General features: G+C 60.3%; 16 protein-coding genes. 11 read left to right on the forward strand and 5 right to left on the reverse strand.

Translation table 11 applies throughout. The features are described 5' to 3' along the window. Positions 1-168: 168 nt before the first annotated feature. Positions 169-450 (forward strand): HU family DNA-binding protein, encoded by a 282-nt coding sequence (locus ICY20_RS01860; protein WP_159962446.1) that lies wholly within the window; start codon positions 169-171, stop codon positions 448-450. 235 nt (positions 451-685) lie between these two features. Here the strand turns inward: ICY20_RS01860 and rlmF are convergent, their stop codons facing one another. The 5 genes from rlmF to ICY20_RS01885 form a co-directional block, all read right to left on the reverse strand. After that, positions 686-1,705 (reverse strand): 23S rRNA (adenine(1618)-N(6))-methyltransferase RlmF, encoded by a 1,020-nt coding sequence (rlmF, locus tag ICY20_RS01865; protein WP_159962445.1) that lies wholly within the window; start codon positions 1,703-1,705, stop codon positions 686-688. Positions 1,706-1,942: 237 nt separating this feature from the next. Continuing rightward, positions 1,943-4,789, reverse strand: coding sequence for a valine--tRNA ligase (locus ICY20_RS01870; RefSeq protein WP_159962444.1), 2,847 nt, complete (start codon positions 4,787-4,789; stop codon positions 1,943-1,945). A gap of 213 nt (positions 4,790-5,002) precedes the next feature. Then, positions 5,003-5,356, reverse strand: a complete 354-nt coding sequence (locus ICY20_RS01875) for a DNA polymerase III subunit chi (protein WP_135287573.1) — start codon at positions 5,354-5,356, stop codon at positions 5,003-5,005. A gap of 7 nt (positions 5,357-5,363) precedes the next feature. After that, complete coding sequence (locus ICY20_RS01880; protein WP_159962443.1) at positions 5,364-5,792, reverse strand: DNA polymerase III subunit chi; 429 nt, start codon at positions 5,790-5,792, stop codon at positions 5,364-5,366. Positions 5,793-5,843: 51 nt separating this feature from the next. After that, the gene (locus tag ICY20_RS01885) at positions 5,844-7,334 is read right to left on the reverse strand and encodes a leucyl aminopeptidase (protein WP_194936812.1); all 1,491 of its coding nucleotides are present in this window, start codon (positions 7,332-7,334) and stop codon (positions 5,844-5,846) included. A 283-nt stretch (positions 7,335-7,617) separates the two neighbouring features. Here ICY20_RS01885 and lptF point away from each other — a divergent pair, with 283 nt between their 5' ends. From lptF to tadA, 10 genes are all read left to right on the forward strand, one after another. Then, positions 7,618-8,736 carry an LPS export ABC transporter permease LptF gene (lptF, locus tag ICY20_RS01890; RefSeq protein WP_159962441.1) on the forward strand — a complete coding sequence of 373 codons (1,119 nt, stop codon included), beginning with the start codon at positions 7,618-7,620 and terminating at the stop codon, positions 8,734-8,736. Next, entirely contained in the window at positions 8,729-9,808 is a 1,080-nt protein-coding gene (gene lptG, locus ICY20_RS01895; protein ID WP_159962440.1) for an LPS export ABC transporter permease LptG, read from the forward strand. Before lptF ends, lptG begins: the two co-directional genes overlap by 8 nt. Positions 9,809-9,959: 151 nt before the next feature. Further along, positions 9,960-11,759 carry a translation elongation factor 4 gene (gene lepA, locus ICY20_RS01900; protein ID WP_003210439.1) on the forward strand — a complete coding sequence of 600 codons (1,800 nt, stop codon included), beginning with the start codon at positions 9,960-9,962 and terminating at the stop codon, positions 11,757-11,759. 5 nt (positions 11,760-11,764) lie between these two features. Next, complete coding sequence (gene lepB, locus ICY20_RS01905) at positions 11,765-12,616, forward strand: signal peptidase I (RefSeq protein WP_159962439.1); 852 nt, start codon at positions 11,765-11,767, stop codon at positions 12,614-12,616. A 147-nt stretch (positions 12,617-12,763) separates the two neighbouring features. Continuing rightward, a complete protein-coding gene (rnc, locus tag ICY20_RS01910) occupies positions 12,764-13,453 on the forward strand; it encodes a ribonuclease III (RefSeq protein WP_159962438.1) in 690 nt (229 codons plus the stop codon). Next, the gene (gene era / locus ICY20_RS01915; protein ID WP_005785147.1) at positions 13,446-14,348 is read left to right on the forward strand and encodes a GTPase Era; all 903 of its coding nucleotides are present in this window, start codon (positions 13,446-13,448) and stop codon (positions 14,346-14,348) included. The genes rnc and era overlap by 8 nt, the downstream gene beginning before the upstream one ends. Before the next feature lie 152 nt (positions 14,349-14,500). Further along, positions 14,501-15,184 carry a DNA repair protein RecO gene (gene recO / locus ICY20_RS01920; protein ID WP_159962437.1) on the forward strand — a complete coding sequence of 228 codons (684 nt, stop codon included), beginning with the start codon at positions 14,501-14,503 and terminating at the stop codon, positions 15,182-15,184. A gap of 51 nt (positions 15,185-15,235) precedes the next feature. Further along, entirely contained in the window at positions 15,236-15,979 is a 744-nt protein-coding gene (gene pdxJ / locus ICY20_RS01925; RefSeq protein WP_105520734.1) for a pyridoxine 5'-phosphate synthase, read from the forward strand. Between the two features lie 276 nt (positions 15,980-16,255). Next, positions 16,256-17,632 carry a multicopper oxidase family protein gene (locus ICY20_RS01930; protein WP_194936813.1) on the forward strand — a complete coding sequence of 459 codons (1,377 nt, stop codon included), beginning with the start codon at positions 16,256-16,258 and terminating at the stop codon, positions 17,630-17,632. Continuing rightward, complete coding sequence (gene tadA, locus ICY20_RS01935) at positions 17,632-18,132, forward strand: tRNA adenosine(34) deaminase TadA (protein ID WP_194936814.1); 501 nt, start codon at positions 17,632-17,634, stop codon at positions 18,130-18,132. Before ICY20_RS01930 ends, tadA begins: the two co-directional genes overlap by 1 nt. The last annotated feature ends 66 nt before the right edge of the window (positions 18,133-18,198 follow it).

An 18,198-nucleotide genomic window follows, 5' to 3' on the forward strand; every position in this document is an offset into this window, starting at 1 on the left:
TTAAGCGTGCATTCAGCATCTGTCAGGTCGAACCAATCCCCGTTTCAAGCATCTATAACCCCGATCTCCGTGGTTGTAGGCCTGGGGTGCCAGGCCTTGATGGTCGGGCTCGATGGCTGACACTGCACTCTGCAATCCATATGAATTTGATAGGGAAGGAACACCACAATGGCTATTACTAAAGACCAACTGATCGCTGACCTGGCTGAAGCAGTAGACGCACCGAAAACTACCGTGCGCGCTCTGCTGGACCAACTGGCTCAAGTTGTTGCTGATCAGCTGGAAAACGGCGGCGAAATCACTCTGCCAGGCGTTGGCAAACTGAAAGTGACCGAGCGTCCTGCCCGTACTGGCCGTAACCCTTCGACTGGCGCTGCCATCGAAATCGCTGCCAAGAAAGTTATCAAGCTGGTTGTGGCCAAAGGCCTGACCGACGCTGTTAACAAGTAAGACGCAGCAAAAAAAACCGTGCTCCGGAGCGATCCGGGCACGGTTTTTTGTTGCCTGCGATTTGCCTGCGCAGGCTTGGTTGTGGTGAGCGGGCTTGCCCCGCGCGGGGTGGCGAAGCCGCCCCAAACCGGCAATGAGGTTAGGTTGGAGAAACGCGGTGCTCCGAGTGGGGCTGCTTCGCAGCCCCGCGCGGGGCAAGCCCGCTCACCACAGAAAGCCCGCTCACAACAGTGAGTCAGTCGCGAACCCAGCGCTGGCGCCAGATCTGCTGTTCGTTCTTGGTCTGGAAGGTCCAGGCCACGAAGCGGCTTTGTTTCTGCCCTTGGGACATTTCCACCACCTGGCTTTCCAACACACCAGCCTTTTTCAGGGCCGTCTCGATCGCAGGCAAGTTCGACGCTTTTGACACCAAGGTGCTGAACCACAACACCTTGTGGGCAAAGTGCGCGCTCTCGGCGATCAACTGCGTGACAAAACGCGCTTCACCGCCTTCACACCACAGTTCAGCCGACTGGCCGCCGAAGTTCAGTACCGGCAATTTGCGCTTCGGATCTGCCTTGCCCAAGGCGCGCCATTTGCGCTCGCTGCCCTTGGTCGCTTCATCCATGGACGCATGGAAAGGCGGGTTGCACATGGTCAGGTCAAAGCGCTCACCCGGCTCCAACAGGCCCAGCAGGATCTGCTTGGGGTTGGTTTGCTGGCGCAGCTGAATAACCTTGCTCAGGTCATTGGACTGCACGATGGCCTTGGCCGCCGCCACGGCGATTGGGTCGACTTCGGAGCCGAGGAAGTTCCAGCGGTATTCCATATAGCCAATCAGCGGGTAGACGCAGTTGGCGCCCATGCCGATATCCAGCACCTTGACGATGGAGCCACGCGGGACCTTGCCGTCGTTGACGCTGGCCAGTATGTCGGCGAGGAAGTGCACGTAGTCCGCACGCCCAGGCACCGGTGGGCACAGGTAATCCGCCGGGATGTCCCAATGCTGGATGCCATAGAACGACTTGAGCAGCGCCCGGTTGAACACGCGCACAGCATCCGGGCTGGCGAAGTCGATGCTCTCTTTGCCGTAAGGGTTGAGGATCACGAATTTCGCCAGTTCCGGCGTGGTCTTGATCAGCGCCGGGAAGTCGTAACGGCCTGTGTGGCGGTTGCGTGGGTGCAGGGTCGCCTCTTTGCGCGGCGCGACGGGCTTGGCCGTGGCGGCGGTTTTAGGCTTCTTGCGTGGAGGCTTGGGCGTGCTGGGGGTGGTCATGATGATTCTGGGGTTGGCTCAATGTGGCGGGTATTGTCACACATCTTGGAGGCAACTCGGTCAACTGTGGGAGGGGGCTTGCCCCCGATGGCGGTGTATCAGCCAATTTGTAGGTTGCTGACACACCGCTATCGGGAGCAAGCCCCCTCCCACATTGACTGTATTGCCAGCCTGGCACCGGGGTATTTTGGGCAAAAAAAAGAGACCCGAAGGTCTCTTTTCTACACAGATTGCAGCTTACAGGCTGGAAATCCGCGCATGTTGCTCCGCCAGCTTGCCCAAGGCCTGTTCGGCCTCGGCCAACTTGGCGCGTTCTTTCTCGATCACTTCAGCCGGCGCCTTGTCGACGAACGCCGCGTTGGAGAGCTTGCCGCCCACCCGCTGCACTTCGCCTTGCAGGCGTGCGATCTCTTTGTCGAGACGGGCCAGTTCGGCGCCCTTGTCGATCAGGCCGGCCATTGGCACCAGCACTTCCATATCACCCACCAGTGCGGTGGCAGACAGCGGTGCTTCGGCGCCGTCAGCCAATACGGTGATCGACTCCAGCTTCGCCAGCTTCTTGAGCAGCGCATCGTTCTCAGTGAGACGACGCTGGTCTTCGGCACTGGCGTTCTTCACAAACACTGCCAAAGGCTTGCCCGGCCCGATGTTCATCTCGGCGCGGATGTTGCGCGTGCCGAGCATCAGGGTCTTGAGCCATTCGATATCGCTTTCGGCCGCCTCATCGATGCGTGCTTCATTGGCCACTGGCCAAGGTTGCAACATGATGGTCTTGCCTTCGATACCGGCCAGCGGCGCGAGGCGCTGCCAGATTTCTTCGGTGATGAACGGCATGAACGGGTGGGCCAGGCGCAGAGCCACTTCCAGCACGCGTACCAGGGTGCGACGGGTGCCGCGCTGGCGTTCGACCGGCGCGTTTTCGTCCCACAGCACGGGCTTGGACAGTTCCAGGTACCAGTCGCAATACTGGTTCCAGATGAACTCGTACAAGGCCTGTGCAGCCAGGTCGAAACGGAACTGGTCGAGTTGGCGGGTCACTTCGGCTTCGGTGCGTTGCAGCTGCGAGATGATCCAGCGATCCGCCAGGCTCAGCTCATAGGCTTCGCCGTTCTGGCCGCAGTCTTCGCCCTTATCCAGCACGTAGCGCGCCGCGTTCCAGATCTTGTTGCAGAAGTTGCGATAGCCTTCGACGCGGCCCATGTCGAACTTGATGTCGCGACCGGTGGACGCCAGCGAGCAGAACGTGAAGCGCAGGGCGTCGGTGCCGTAGCTGGCGATGCCGTCGGCGAATTCGTCGCGGGTCTGCTTCTCGATCTTCTTCGCCAGTTTTGGCTGCATCAGGCCCGAGGTGCGTTTCTGCACCAGGGTTTCCAGGTCGATGCCGTCGATGATGTCCAGCGGGTCCAACACGTTGCCCTTGGACTTGGACATCTTCTGGCCCTGGCCATCACGCACCAGGCCGTGCACGTACACGGTCTTGAACGGTACCTGCGGCGTGCCGTCCTCGTTCTTCACCAAGTGCATGGTCAACATGATCATCCGGGCAACCCAGAAGAAAATGATGTCGAAGCCGGTGACCAGCACGTCGGTGGAGTGGAATTTCTTCAGGAATTCGGTCTGCTGCGGCCAGCCCAGGGTGGAGAAGGTCCACAGGCCCGAGCTGAACCAGGTGTCCAGTACGTCGTTGTCCTGCTGCAGCGCGATGTCGGCACCGAGGTTGTGCTTGGCGCGCACTTCGGCTTCGTCGCGGCCTACGTAGACCTTGCCCGACTCGTCGTACCAGGCCGGAATACGGTGGCCCCACCACAGCTGACGGCTGATGCACCAGTCCTGGATGTCGCGCATCCACGAGAAGTACATGTTTTCGTACTGTTTTGGCACGAACTGGATACGGCCGTCTTCCACGGCAGCGATGGCAGGTTCTGCTAGCGGCTTGGTGGACACGTACCATTGGTCGGTCAGCCACGGCTCGATGATGGTGCCGGAGCGGTCGCCTTTCGGTACTTTCAGGCCGTGGTCGTCAACGCTGACCAGCAGGCCGGCAGCGTCAAAGGCGGCAACGATCTGCTTGCGCGCTTCGAAGCGGTCGAGGCCGGCGTATTCGGCCGGGATCTTACCATCGATGCTTTCGTTCAGCGTGCCGTCCAGGTTGAACACCTGGCAGGCCGGCAATACGGCCGCGTTCTTGTCGAAGATGTTCAGCAGCGGCAGGTTGTGGCGCTTGCCGACTTCGTAGTCGTTGAAGTCGTGGGCCGGGGTGATTTTCACGCAGCCGGTGCCGAATTCAGGGTCGCAGTAGTCGTCCGCGATAATCGGGATGCGACGGCCAACCAGCGGCAGCTCGACGAATTTGCCGATCAGGGCCTGGTAGCGTTCATCGTTCGGGTTAACCGCTACGGCGGCGTCGCCGAGCATGGTTTCCGGACGGGTGGTGGCGACGATCAGGTAGTCGTTGCCTTCAGCGGTCTTGGCACCGTCGGCGAGCGGATACTTGAGGTTCCACAGGAAGCCTTTTTCGTCGTGGTTTTCCACTTCGAGGTCGGAAATCGCCGTGTGCAACTTGGTGTCCCAGTTGACCAGGCGCTTGCCGCGGTAGATCAGGCCGTCTTCATGCAGGCGCACGAAGGCTTCTTTCACCGATTCCGACAGGCCGTCGTCCATGGTGAAGCGCTCGCGGCTCCAATCGACGGACGAACCCAGGCGACGGATCTGACGGCTGATATTGCCGCCGGACTGGTCCTTCCATTCCCAGATTTTCTCCAGGAATTTCTCGCGGCCCAGGTCATGACGGTTTTGGCCGGTGGCTTCGAGTTGGCGTTCCACCAGCATCTGGGTGGCGATACCGGCGTGGTCGGTACCCGGTTGCCACAGGGTGTTGCGGCCCTGCATGCGGCGGAAACGAATCAACGCATCCATGATCGCATTGTTGAAGCCATGGCCCATGTGCAGGCTGCCAGTGACGTTCGGTGGCGGAATCATGATGGTGTAGGACTCGCCCGCGCCTTGCGGGGCGAAATAATTCTCGGATTCCCAGGTGTTGTACCAGGAAGTTTCGATGGCGTGCGGCTGGTAGGTCTTATCCATGCGCGGCGGGACCCTAGTTGGCATTAATTCAGGAAAGCCGGCAAGTATAACGGGGGAGGACGAGGAGGGCGAGTTGAAGACAGGCTAAAGGTCGATGCAAAACCAATGTGGGAGCTGGCTTGCCTGCGATTGCGGAGCCTCAGTTAGTGAAGATGTTGACTGAGCAACCGCTATCGCAGGCAAGCCAGCTCCCACAGGGAATCTATGCAAGGCTCAGGATTGATACTGGCTGAGCAACCGCTCCATCCGTGCATCCATCCGCCGCTTGATCTCGGTTTCGATATGCGGGGCAAAGTCGTCGATCACGTCTTGCATGATCAACTGCGCAGCGGCGCGCAGCTCGTTGTCCAGGTGCAGCAGCAGTGCGTCGGGGCCTTTTTCGACAGCCGCGGGCTCTGGTGCAGCGGGTTTTCCATCCGCCAAATCGAACAACATCGGGATCTGCGGCTCGGCCTCGACCGTTTCGGTCAGCAGCGGCGGTTGCAAATCATCATCACCGAGCAACTGACGGATCGACTCAAGGTCATCCAGCAGGTGGTCGTCTTTTTTAAGGTTGGGAGTGTCCATCATTTACTCAAAGTCGTTGTAGCCGGTGATCCTGCAAAGGATAGCCCTGTTCGCGATAGAAACGGAAACTCTCCCGCGCGGCCTGACGAATAGCCGGGTCCTCTACTACTACCTCTGCCACACGGGCAAATGCCTTGGCAAAGGGCGGCACTTTCAGGTCCAGGTTGACCAGCAGGTCGTGGTGGTCGCCGCAACTGTCGCCCACGCCCAGTACGACCAGGCCTTCGGGTTCAGATTCGGCAGGGCCGTGAGGTACAAAGCTTTCACCCTTGAAGCGCCACAGGCGGGCATCGAGCTCGTCGCGTTGGGCAGTATCGCTGCAATGCAGGTAGATACGGTGGCCCATGCGCCAGGCTTTTTCGGTGAGCTTGCAGGCAAAGTCCAGGCGCGCGAGCGGGTCGGCGCTGGGCAATATATAGAAGTCGACTTGGGTCATTGCGGTTCCTGAGGCCGGGGCGGCACAGCGGCCGCCCCGGCATCTTCAGTTTCAGGCCTTGGCGCGATCCAGCAGGTACTGGGTCAGCAGGGGCACCGGACGGCCGGTGGCGCCCTTGTCTTTGCCGCCGCTGGTCCAGGCCGTGCCGGCGATGTCCAGGTGAGCCCAGTTGAAGTTCTTGGCAAAGCGCGATAGGAAGCAGGCGGCGGTGATGGTGCCGGCTTTCGGGCCGCCGATGTTGGCGATGTCGGCGAACGGGCTGTCCAACTGCTCCTGGTACTCATCGAACAGCGGCAGTTGCCAGGCGCGGTCGTCGGCCGCCTTGCCGGCGCTGAGCAGTTGCTCGATCAGCTCATCGCTGTTGCCCAGCAGGCCCGAGGTGTGGGAGCCCAAGGCAACGATGCAGGCACCGGTCAGGGTGGCGATGTCGATCACGGCTTGCGGCTTGAAACGTTCGGCGTAGGTCAGGGCATCGCACAGCACCAGGCGGCCTTCGGCGTCGGTGTTGAGGATCTCGACGGTCTGGCCGCTCATGGTGGTGACGATGTCGCCCGGACGCGCCGCGCCGCCGCTCGGCATGTTCTCGGCGCACGCCAGGATGCACACCAGGTTGATCGGCAGCTTGAGCTCCAGCACGGCACGCAGGGTGCCGAACACGCTGGCGGCGCCGCCCATGTCGTATTTCATCTCATCCATGCCCGCACCCGGCTTGAGGCTGATGCCGCCGGTGTCGAAGGTGATGCCTTTACCCACCAGGGCGTAAGGTTTCTCGGCTTTTTTGCCGCCGTTGTATTGCATCACGATCAAGCGTGGCGGCTGGTCGCTGCCCTGGCCCACGGCGTAGAACGAGCCCATGCCCAGTTCTTTGATCTTCTTCTCATCCAGGACTTCAACCTTGAGGCCCTTGAACTCCTTGCCCAGCGCCTTGGCCTGTTCGCCCAGGTAGGTTGGGTGGCAGATGTTCGGCGGCAGGTTGCCCAGGTCGCGGGTAAACGACATGCCGTTGGCGATGGCGGTGGCGTGGGTGGCGGCGCGCTGCACTTCAGCCTGGGCGGCCTTGATGGTCAGCAGGGTGATTTTCTTCAGGGCGCGGGGTTCGGCCTTGGTGCTCTTGAATTGGTCGAAGATGTAGCCGCCGTCCACCAGGGTTTCGGCCAGCAGGCGGGTCTTGCCGTAGCTGTCGCGGCCTTTTACAACGATTTCATCCAGCGCCAGCGTTGCATCGCTGCCGCCCAGGCCCTTGAGGGTGCTGAGGATGCTGCTGATGATTTTGCGGAACGGGCGGTCGCCCAATTCGGCGTCCTTGCCCACGCCCACCAGCAATACGCGGTCGGCCTTGAGGTTTGGCAGGCTTTGCAGCAGCAGGCTCTGGCCGACTTTGCCAGCCAGGTCGCCGCGCTTGAGGACCGCGCTGATCGCGCCGCCGCTCAGTTCGTCGAGTTGCTTGGCGGCCACGCCGAGTTTGCGGCCTTCGCCGATGGCGACCACGAGGGTGGCGGTTTTCAACGTTTCGGGGCTAACGCTTTTTACAACCAATTCCATTTTCGGGTCCCTTATAAAGGTCTGATAGCGATGCGTCTGTACGCAGGCTTTAATGCAGGGCAGCGGTGTAAGCCGCCCGCGACAAAGGCCGCAGTTTGAACCTCGGCGGCGGAGCCTGACAACCCTTGGTGCACGCTTTGTACGCGTGTATGAGCAAGCTCCGTGACAGGCACGGCCAATCACAGGATAATGCGCCATCTTTTTAGCCGGCCCCTTCAAACGGGCTGACTCGGTAAGCTTGCTTGTTTGGCCGCCTTAGCCTGACAACCCTGGAGTGTCTGGTTTGATTGTCTTCCGTTATCTGTCCCGCGAAGTCCTGTTGACCCTGAGTGCCGTGAGTGCGGTGCTGCTGGTCATCATCATGAGTGGTCGTTTCGTCAAATACCTGGCGCAGGCTGCCTCCGGCGCCCTCGACCCAGGCTCGCTGTTCCTGATCATGGGCTTTCGCCTGCCGGGCTTCTTGCAGCTGATTTTGCCGCTGGGCCTGTTCCTCGGGATCCTGCTGGCCTACGGCCGCCTGTATCTGGAAAGCGAAATGACCGTGCTCTCGGCCACCGGCATGAGCCAGCAACGCTTGCTGGGCATGACCATGATCCCGGCCGCTGGCGTCGCGCTGATCGTGGCCTGGTTGAGCCTGAGCCTGGCGCCGCAGGGTGCCATGCAGTTTCAACTGGTGCTGAACAAGCAGGACGCGATGACCGAGTTCGACACCCTCGAACCGGGCCGCTTCCAGGCCCTCAATGACGGCACGCGGGTAACCTACACCGAGACCCTGACCGAAGACCGCGCCAATCTCGGTGGCGTGTTTATCTCCGAGAAGCGCCTGGGCCAGGACAAGAAAGACCGTGGCATTTCCGTGCTGGTAGCCAATTCAGGCCGCCAGGAAGTACGCCCGGACGGCAGCCGCTACCTGATCCTCGAAAACGGCTACCGCTATGACGGCAGCCCTGGCCAGGCCGACTACCGTGCTATCCAGTACGACACCTACGGCGTGCTGCTGGCTCGCCCGGACGTGAGTAACGAAGTCACTGACCGTGACGCCATCCCGACATCGCAGCTGCTGGGCAGTGACGACCGGCGCTCCATCGCCGAGCTGCAATGGCGCATCTCCCTTCCGCTGCTAGTGTTCATCGTGACCCTGATGGCGGTGCCACTGTCGCGCGTCAACCCGCGCCAGGGCCGATTCCTCAAGCTGTTGCCGGCGATCCTGCTGTACATGGCTTACCTGACCATCCTGATTTCTGCCCGTGGCTCCCTGGAGAAGGGCAAGCTGTCGCCGACCCTGGGCCTGTGGTGGGTGCACGGGATCTTCCTGATGATCGGCCTGGGGCTGCTCTATTGGGAACCGATCCGTTTGAAAATGATGAGCCGTCGTGGCCAGAAGGAGTTGGCTCGTGGCTAAGCTCGATCGCTACATTGGTAGCAGCGTACTGATCGCCATCCTGGCGGTATTGGGCATCATCCTGGGGCTTGCGTCGTTGTTTGCCTTCATCGATGAGGTGGGCAACGTCACCGACAGCTACACCGTGTGGAACGTGCTGAGCTACGTGGCCCTCACCGCACCGCGTCGCCTGTACGACATGATGCCAATGGCCGCCCTGATCGGCTGCCTGATCGGCCTGGGCAGCCTGGCCAGCAACAGCGAACTGACCATCATGCGTGCCGCCGGTGTTTCTATCGGTCGTATCGTCTGGGCGGTCATGAAGCCGATGTTGCTGCTGATGGCGTGCAGCGTATTGATCGGCGAGTACGTCGCGCCACCGGCTGAAACCACCGCCCAGGCCAACCGCGCCTTGGCTCAGGGTTCGGGCGATGCGCAAAGCTCCAAGCACGGTCTGTGGCACCGCCAGGGTGACGAGTTCATTCACATCAACGCCGTGCAGCCGGGTGGCCTGTTGATTGGTGTGACGCGCTACACCTTTGATAAAGAACGTCACCTGCTGTCGTCCAGCTTCGCCAAACGTGCGCAGTACAGTGGCGAAAAATGGCAACTGAGCGATATCACCACCACCTACTTCCGCAACATCGGCCAGGGCACCAAGGCCAGCACCGAAGTCATCAATGCGCCGAGCGAAGAGTGGGATATCGCCCTCAAGCCGCAATTGCTCAGTACGGTGGTGATGATCCCTGAAAGCCTGCCGATCTCCGGCCTGTGGGGTTATATCCACTACCTGAAGGAACAGGGTCTGAACAACGGTCGTTACTGGCTGGCTTTTTGGGTCAAGGTGTTGCAGCCGGTGGTGACCGCCGCGTTGGTGTTGATGGCAATCTCGTTCATCTTCGGCCCGTTGCGCTCCGTGACCCTGGGTCAGCGCGTATTTACAGGGGTATTGGTGGGGTTCACCTTCCGTATCGCCCAGGATCTGCTTGGCCCATCGAGCTTGGTGTTTGGTTTCTCACCGCTGTTTGCGGTGCTGGTACCCACCGCCATCTGCGCCCTGGCCGGGTTCTGGCTGTTGCGCCGAGCCGGCTGATACCGCGCTTATGTTCAAAAAATGCCCCGGTCGAGCGATCGGGGCATTTTTGTTCTGGTCAGCAAAGATGACGTCCGGGCCGACCTTCAGGTACAATTCCCGGCTATTTTTCAGCGGGCAATCTGCCTGCAGCCTTTTTGAGTGTTGATCCGTGAGTGATTTGAGTCATATCCGCAATTTCTCCATCATCGCCCACATTGACCATGGCAAGTCGACGCTGGCCGACCGGTTCATTCAAATGTGCGGTGGCCTTGCCGAGCGTGAAATGGAAGCCCAGGTACTGGACTCCATGGACCTCGAGCGTGAGCGCGGCATCACCATCAAGGCCCATAGCGTTACCCTGTACTACACCGCAAAAGACGGTATCAAGTACCAGCTCAACTTCATTGACACCCCAGGCCACGTTGACTTCACCTACGAAGTCAGTCGCTCGCTGGCCGCCTGCGAAGGCGCCTTGCTGGTTGTGGACGCCGGCCAGGGCGTAGAAGCCCAGTCCGTCGCCAACTGCTACACCGCGATTGAGCAAGGCCTGGAAGTGATGCCGGTGCTGAACAAGATCGACCTGCCACAGGCCGACCCGGACCGCGTCAAAGAAGAAATCGAAAAAATCATTGGCATTGACGCCACCGACGCCGTCGAGTGCAGCGCCAAGACCGGCCTGGGCGTCGACGAAGTGCTTGAGCGCCTGGTCAAGACTATCCCCGCGCCTACCGGTAACTACGAAGATCCGCTGCAAGCGTTGATCATCGACTCCTGGTTCGACAACTACCTGGGCGTTGTCTCCCTGGTACGCGTGCGCCACGGCCGTGTGAAGAAGGGCGACAAGATCCTGGTCAAGTCCACCGGCAAGATCCACTTGGTGGACAGCGTCGGTGTATTCAACCCGAAACATACGGCTACCACTGACCTGAAGGCCGGTGAAGTAGGCTTCATCATTGCCGGTATCAAGGACATTCACGGTGCACCAGTAGGTGACACCCTGACCTTGAGCAGCACCCCCGATGTCGACGTGCTGCCGGGCTTCAAACGCATCCAGCCGCAGGTCTATGCCGGTCTGTTCCCGGTCAGCTCCGACGATTTCGAAGATTTCCGCGAAGCGCTGCAAAAGCTGACCCTCAACGACTCGTCGTTGCAGTACACCCCAGAAAGCTCCGACGCCTTGGGCTTCGGCTTCCGCTGCGGGTTCCTGGGCATGCTGCACATGGAGATCATCCAGGAGCGCCTTGAGCGCGAATACGACCTGGATCTGATCACCACCGCGCCGACCGTTATTTTTGAGCTGGCGCTGAAAACCGGTGAAACGATTTACGTCGATAACCCGTCCAAGCTTCCAGATCTGTCCTCCATCGAAGACATGCGCGAGCCGATCGTGCGGGCCAATATCCTGGTACCGCAGGAGCATCTGGGCAACGTGATTACCTTGTGTATCGAAAAGCGTGGCGTGCAGCACGACATGTTGTTCCTCGGTACCCAGGTGCAAGTGACTTACGATTTGCCGATGAACGAAGTGGTGCTCGACTTCTTCGACCGTCTCAAATCCACCAGTCGCGGCTATGCTTCGCTGGACTACCATTTCGATCGTTACCAATCGGCTAATCTGGTGAAACTGGATGTGCTGATCAACGGCGACAAGGTCGATGCCCTGGCACTCATCGTGCACAAGGACAACGCGCATTACAAAGGTCGCCAGCTGACCGAAAAGATGAAAGAACTGATTCCGCGCCAGATGTTCGACGTCGCGATCCAGGCCGCCATTGGCGGGCAGATCATTGCACGGACCTCCGTCAAGGCACTCAGAAAGAACGTACTGGCCAAATGCTACGGCGGTGACGTAAGCCGTAAGCGCAAGCTGCTTGAGAAGCAAAAGGCCGGTAAAAAACGCATGAAGCAAGTGGGCAACGTGGAAATTCCACAAGAAGCCTTCCTTGCGGTGCTCAGGTTGGATAGTTAGGTCCTATGTCACTAAATTTCCCGCTGTTGCTGGTCATTGCCGTCGCCGTTTGCGGTCTGTTGGCGTTGCTCGATCTGGTGTTCTTCGCCCCGCGTCGTCGGGCGGCTATCGCGTCCTATCAGGGCAGCGTCAGCCAGCCCGATGCCGTGGTCGTCGAGAAGCTCAACAAAGAGCCTTTGCTGGTTGAATACGGCAAGTCGTTCTTCCCGGTGTTGTTCATCGTGTTGGTGCTGCGTTCGTTCCTGGTGGAGCCTTTCCAGATCCCGTCGGGGTCGATGAAGCCTACTCTGGACGTGGGCGACTTCATCTTGGTGAACAAGTTTTCCTACGGGATTCGCTTGCCGGTGATCGACAAGAAAGTCATCGAAGTCGGTGACCCGCAGCGTGGCGATGTGATGGTGTTCCGCTACCCAAGCGACCCGAACGTCAACTACATCAAGCGTGTGGTTGGCCTGCCGGGCGACGTGATCACCTACACCGGTGACAAGCGCCTGCTCATCAACGGTGAGTCGGTGGCCGAGAAGTTGATTGGTTCCGAGCCGAACTCACTGGGCAGCGCCGAGCTGTACCAGGAGAAACTTGGCGCGGTAGAGCACGAGATCCGCAAGGAAATGTCGCGCTACCGCCAGCCTGGCGGTGAGTGGAAAGTGCCAGCCGGGCACTATTTCATGATGGGCGACAACCGCGACAACTCCAATGACAGCCGGTACTGGAATGACCCTTCCATTCCAAAGGACCTGCTGGGCATGGTTCCCGACGAAAACATCGTCGGCAAGGCCTTTGCAGTTTGGATGAGTTGGCCGGAGCCCAAGCTCAGCCACCTGCCGAACTTCTCGCGGGTCGGGCTGATCAAGTAATACAAGCGGCGCTGTTCACACAGCGCCGAATGCTTTTCTGGGGCTTGGACATTTTCCGGTCTCATGCAGCACCAACCAGGATTTGAATTTGAACACTGCGTCAATCGTCGATGGCCGCCGGTGCCACCAACTAGATATGGATAAACCGTGACCGTTTCTCTAGCACGTCTCGAGCGCCAGCTCGGCTACACCTTCAAGGATCAGGAACTGATGGTCCTTGCCCTCACACACCGCAGCTTTGCAGGGCGCAATAACGAACGCCTGGAATTCCTCGGTGATGCCATCCTCAATTTCGTCGCCGGTGAAGCGCTGTTCGAGCGTTTCCCTCAAGCCCGTGAAGGCCAGCTGTCGCGCCTGCGTGCACGCCTGGTAAAGGGTGAGACCCTGGCCGTACTGGCCCGCGGTTTTGGCTTGGGCGAGTACCTGCGCCTGGGTTCCGGCGAGTTGAAGAGCGGCGGTTTTCGGCGTGAATCGATCCTGGCCGACGCCCTCGAAGCGTTGATCGGTGCGATCTACCTGGATGCCGGCATGGAAGCGGCCAAAGAGCGGGTGACTGCCTGGCTGAACTCCGAGATCGAAAGCCTGACGCTGGTCGATACCAACAAAGATCCCAAGACCCGCCTGCAGGAATTCCTGCAGTCCCGTGGTTGCGAACTGCCACGCTACGAAGTGGTGGACATCCAGGGTGAGCCCCATTGCCGCGTGTTTTTCGTGGAATGTGAAATCACCTTATTGAACGAAAAAAGCCGAGGTCAGGGTGTGAGCCGTCGTATTGCCGAACAGGTAGCGGCCGCTGCAGCACTGATTGCCCTGGGCGTGGAGAATGGCCATGACTGATTCAACCGCAACACGCTGTGGCTATGTTGCCATCGTCGGCCGCCCGAACGTGGGCAAGTCCACGCTGCTGAACCACATTCTGGGGCAGAAGCTCGCGATTACCTCGCGCAAGCCGCAGACCACCCGCCACAACATGCTGGGCATCAAGACCGAAGGCAACGTGCAAGCGGTCTACGTTGATACCCCAGGCATGCACAAAGGCGGCGAGAAAGCCCTTAACCGCTACATGAACAAGACCGCTTCAGCGGCGTTGAAAGACGTCGACGTGGTGATCTTCGTGGTCGACCGCACCAAGTGGACCGACGAAGACCAGATGGTTCTGGAGCGTGTGCAGTACGTCACTGGCCCTTTGATCGTCGCGCTGAACAAGACCGACCGCATCGAAGACAAAGCCGAGCTGATGCCGCACCTGACCTGGTTGCAGGAACAACTGCCGAACGCCCAGATCATGCCGATTTCGGCCCAGCACGGTCACAACCTAGAGGCGCTGGAGCGCGTGATCGCCGGTTACCTGCCGGAGAACGAGCACTTCTTCCCGGAAGACCAGATCACCGATCGCAGCAGCCGCTTCCTTGCCGCCGAACTGGTGCGCGAGAAAATCATGCGCCAGATGGGCGCCGAGCTGCCGTACCAGATCACCGTCGAGATCGAAGAGTTCAAGCAGCAGGGCAAGACCTTGCACATTCATGCGCTGATTCTCGTCGAGCGTGATGGCCAGAAAAAAATCATCATTGGCGACAAGGGCGAGCGCATCAAGCGCATCGGCACCGAAGCGCGCAAGGACATGGAGTTGCTGTTCGATTCCAAGATCATGCTCAACCTGTGGGTGAAGGTTAAGGGTGGTTGGTCGGATGATGAGCGTGCACTGCGTTCCCTGGGCTACGGCGACCTCTAAGCGCACCGCAGTACACATGTGGGAGGGGGCTTGCCCCCGATAGCGGTGGTTCAGTTGACATATAAGTGACTGACACACTGCCATCGGGGGCAAGCCCCCTCCCACATTCGGTTTGTGTAGTTTTCAACAATGCATTCCAGCAGTGAGACCCCATGTCCCAACCCCTCAGCCAACCCGCCTACGTCCTGCACAGTCGCGCCTACCGCGAGACCAGCGCGTTGGTGGACTTCCTCACGCCCCAAGGCCGCCTGCGCGCAGTCTTGCGCAGTGCGCGGGGCAAGGCCGGCACACAGGCGCGGCCATTCGTGGCATTGGATGTGGAATTTCGCGGCAAGGGCGAGCTGAAAAACGTCGGCCGCCTGGAAAGCGTCGGCACCTCCGCTTGGCTCAATGGCGAAGCGCTGTTCAGCGGTCTGTACCTCAATGAACTGCTGATCCGCCTTCTCCCCGCCGAAGACCCGCACCCGGCGGTATTCGATCATTACGCCGCCACGTTGCTCGCCCTCGCCGAAGGCCGACCGCTGGAACCCTTGCTGCGTGCCTTTGAATGGCGCCTGCTAGACGACCTGGGCTACGGTTTCGAACTGGCCAATGACCTGCACGGCGAGCCCGTCGCCGCCGACGGCATGTACCGCCTGCAAGTGGACGCCGGCCTTGAGCGCGTCTACCTGCTGCAACCGGGCCTGTTCCAAGGCACCGAATTGCTCGCCATGAGCGAAGCCGACTGGAGTGCCCCCGGTGCCTTGTCTGCTGCCAAGCGTTTAATGCGCCAGGCCCTGGCCGTGCACTTGGGCGGGCGGCCACTGGTCAGTCGCGAGTTGTTTCGAAAGCCCTGACAACCCCGTGTATGCTGTGCAGCGTTTCTTTCCCTATTCAGGAGCGCTTCCGTGAGCACCAGTAATCGCATTCTTCTTGGCGTCAACATCGACCACGTCGCTACCCTGCGCCAGGCCCGGGGCACCCGTTACCCCGACCCGGTCAAGGCCGCGCTGGACGCCGAAGAAGCGGGCGCCGACGGCATCACCGTGCACCTGCGCGAAGACCGCCGGCACATCCAGGAGCGCGACGTACTGTTGCTCAAGGACGTGCTGCAAACCCGCATGAACTTCGAAATGGGCGTCACCGAAGAAATGATGGCGTTCGCCGAACGCATCCGCCCGGCGCATATCTGCCTGGTGCCGGAAACCCGCCAGGAACTCACCACCGAAGGCGGCCTCGACGTGGCTGGCCAGGAAGCGCGGATCAAGGCCGCGGTGGATCGCCTGTCGCAGATCGGCAGCGAAGTCTCGCTGTTCATCGACGCTGACGAGCGCCAGATCGAAGCCTCCCGCCGCGTTGGCGCGCCCGCCATCGAACTGCACACCGGGCGTTATGCCGATGCCACCACGCCGACCGAAGTGGCGGATGAGCTGCAACGCATTATCGACGGTGTTGCGGTGGGCTTGCGTGAAGGCCTGATCGTCAACGCCGGCCACGGCCTGCACTACCACAACGTTGAAGCCGTGGCTGCGATCAAGGGCATCAACGAGCTGAACATCGGCCACGCGCTGGTGGCCCACGCGCTGTTCGTCGGTTTCAAAGGCGCGGTTGCCGAGATGAAAGCCCTCATCCTGGCGGCTGCCAAGGCCTAAGCGAACACGCTCTAAAAATCACTGAAGTTCAAAATGTGGGAGGGGGCTTGCTCCCGATAGCGGTGGGTCAGTCACCTATTTACTAACTGACCCACCGCAATCGGGAGCAAGCCCCCTCCCACAGTTGATCTGTGGTGTATTCATAGCTGTGACCACCTAGCTAAACCCGCTGAATTCAGCCGTGCGGCAATGCGAAGCCTTACTGTTTAGCCGATGCAGGTGTATCGTATCTGCCCTTTGCAGGCCCTGGGCCTGCGGCAGATACGTGAGGTTGTTGTGTCCCGATCCTTTTCCCGTCGACAAATCCTGGGTGGTCTTGCAGGCCTAGCCGTCGTAGGCGTTGGTGCCGGTGGCGCCTACCGCTACTGGCTAGGGAAAGTCGCCGAGGCCGAGGCTGGGCACGATTACGAGTTGATCGCCGCACCGCTTGACGTAGAGCTGGTACCCGGTCACAAAACCGAGGCCTGGGCGTTTGGCCCGTCGGCGCCGGGCACTGAGTTGCGCGTACGCCAGGGCGAATGGCTGCGGGTGCGCTTTATCAACCACCTGCCGGTCGCCACCACCATCCACTGGCACGGCATCCGCCTGCCGTTGGAAATGGACGGCGTGCCCTACGTCTCCCAATTGCCGGTACTGCCTGGCGAATATTTCGACTATAAATTCCGCGTGCCCGACGCCGGCAGCTACTGGTATCACCCCCATGTGAACAGCAGCGAAGAACTTGGCCGTGGCCTGGTCGGCCCGTTGATCATCGAAGAGCGCGAGCCTACCGGTTTCAAGCACGAACGCACCCTGAGTCTGAAGAGTTGGCACGTGGACGAGGAGGGTGCCTTTGTTGCGTTCAGCATCCCCCGTGAAGCGGCGCGTGGCGGTACCGCCGGGCGCTTGTCGACCATCAACGGCGTGTCCCAGGCAGTGATCGACCTGCCAGCCGGGCAGATCACCCGCGTGCGCCTGCTCAACCTCGACAACACCCTGACCTATCGCATCAACATCCCCGACGCCGAAGCGCAAATCTACGCACTCGATGGCAACCCGGTGGAGCCGCGCCCATTGGGCAAGGAATACTGGTTGGGCCCCGGCATGCGTATTTGCCTGGCGATCAAGGCGCCGCCGGTTGGCGAAGAGCTGTCGATCCGCAACGGCCCGGTACGCCTGGGCACTTTCCGCTCCGTGGCCAGCACTGATGCGCCCACCGAATGGCCACCCGCATTGCCCGCCAACCCGATTGCCGAACCCGACCTGGCCAATGCCGAGAAACTCAACTTCAATTTCGAGTGGGTCGGCACGGTCTCCGTGGACGATGGCCGGCCCCCGAGCCTGTGGCAGATCAACGGCCAGGCTTGGGACATTACCGACAAGACCTGCGCCGACCGTCCCATCGCCAAGCTTGAGAAGGGCAAGAGCTACATTTTTGAATTGAAGAACATGACCCAGTATCAACACCCGATTCACCTGCACGGCATGAGCTTCAAGGTGATCGCCTCGAACCGCCACAAGGTGATTCCGTATTTCACCGACACCTACCTGTTGGGCAAGAACGAACGCGCCCGCGTGGCGTTGGTGGCGGATAACCCGGGGGTGTGGATGTTCCATTGCCACGTGATCGACCACATGGAAACCGGCCTGATGGCCGCTATCGAGGTGGCGTGATGCGCCAGATTCGCCCCGCTTCCATCATCGACCGCAGCCGCGACCAGGACTTCATGCGCGAAGCCCTGGCGCTCGCCGCCCAAGGCGCTGCCTTGGGTGAAGTCCCTGTAGGCGCTGTGCTGGTGCAAAACGGTGAAATCGTCGGCCGCGGCTTCAACTGCCCCATCAGCGGCAACGACCCCAGCGCCCATGCCGAGATGGTCGCCATCCGCAATGCCGCCCAGGCCATCAGCAACTATCGCCTGGTGGGCAGCACGCTGTATGTGACGCTGGAACCGTGCAGCATGTGCGCCGGCTTGATCGTGCATTCGCGGGTCGCGCGGGTGGTGTATGGCGCGCTTGAGCCCAAGGCTGGGATTGTGCAGAGCCAGGGGCAGTTTTTTACCCAGGGTTTTTTGAATCATCGGGTGTTGTTTGAAGGTGGGGTGTTGGCCGAAGAGTGCGGCGCGGTGCTGAGTGAGTTCTTCAAAGCCCGCCGGGCCAAGCCACAATCTAACTAATCTGCACAAACCAATGTGGGAGCTGGCTTGCCTGCGATAGCTATCTGTCAGTCAACACATCAGTGA

This window comes from Pseudomonas pisciculturae (genome assembly GCF_015461805.1).
Classification (GTDB): domain Bacteria; phylum Pseudomonadota; class Gammaproteobacteria; order Pseudomonadales; family Pseudomonadaceae; genus Aquipseudomonas; species Aquipseudomonas pisciculturae.

What these genes read in the sequence shown, in the direction of transcription:
- ICY20_RS01860 (WP_159962446.1), top strand. Translation starts at nt 169, where the DNA reads ATGGCTATTACTAAAGACCAACTGATCGCTGACCTGGCTGAAGCAGTA.
- rlmF (WP_159962445.1), bottom strand. Translation starts at nt 1,705, where the DNA reads ATGACCACCCCCAGCACGCCCAAGCCTCCACGCAAGAAGCCTAAAACC.
- ICY20_RS01870 (WP_159962444.1), bottom strand. Translation starts at nt 4,789, where the DNA reads ATGGATAAGACCTACCAGCCGCACGCCATCGAAACTTCCTGGTACAAC.
- ICY20_RS01875 (WP_135287573.1), bottom strand. Translation starts at nt 5,356, where the DNA reads ATGGACACTCCCAACCTTAAAAAAGACGACCACCTGCTGGATGACCTT.
- ICY20_RS01880 (WP_159962443.1), bottom strand. Translation starts at nt 5,792, where the DNA reads ATGACCCAAGTCGACTTCTATATATTGCCCAGCGCCGACCCGCTCGCG.
- ICY20_RS01885 (WP_194936812.1), bottom strand. Translation starts at nt 7,334, where the DNA reads ATGGAATTGGTTGTAAAAAGCGTTAGCCCCGAAACGTTGAAAACCGCC.
- lepB (WP_159962439.1), top strand. Translation starts at nt 11,765, where the DNA reads ATGTCACTAAATTTCCCGCTGTTGCTGGTCATTGCCGTCGCCGTTTGC.
- era (WP_005785147.1), top strand. Translation starts at nt 13,446, where the DNA reads ATGACTGATTCAACCGCAACACGCTGTGGCTATGTTGCCATCGTCGGC.
- recO (WP_159962437.1), top strand. Translation starts at nt 14,501, where the DNA reads ATGTCCCAACCCCTCAGCCAACCCGCCTACGTCCTGCACAGTCGCGCC.
- tadA (WP_194936814.1), top strand. Translation starts at nt 17,632, where the DNA reads ATGCGCCAGATTCGCCCCGCTTCCATCATCGACCGCAGCCGCGACCAG.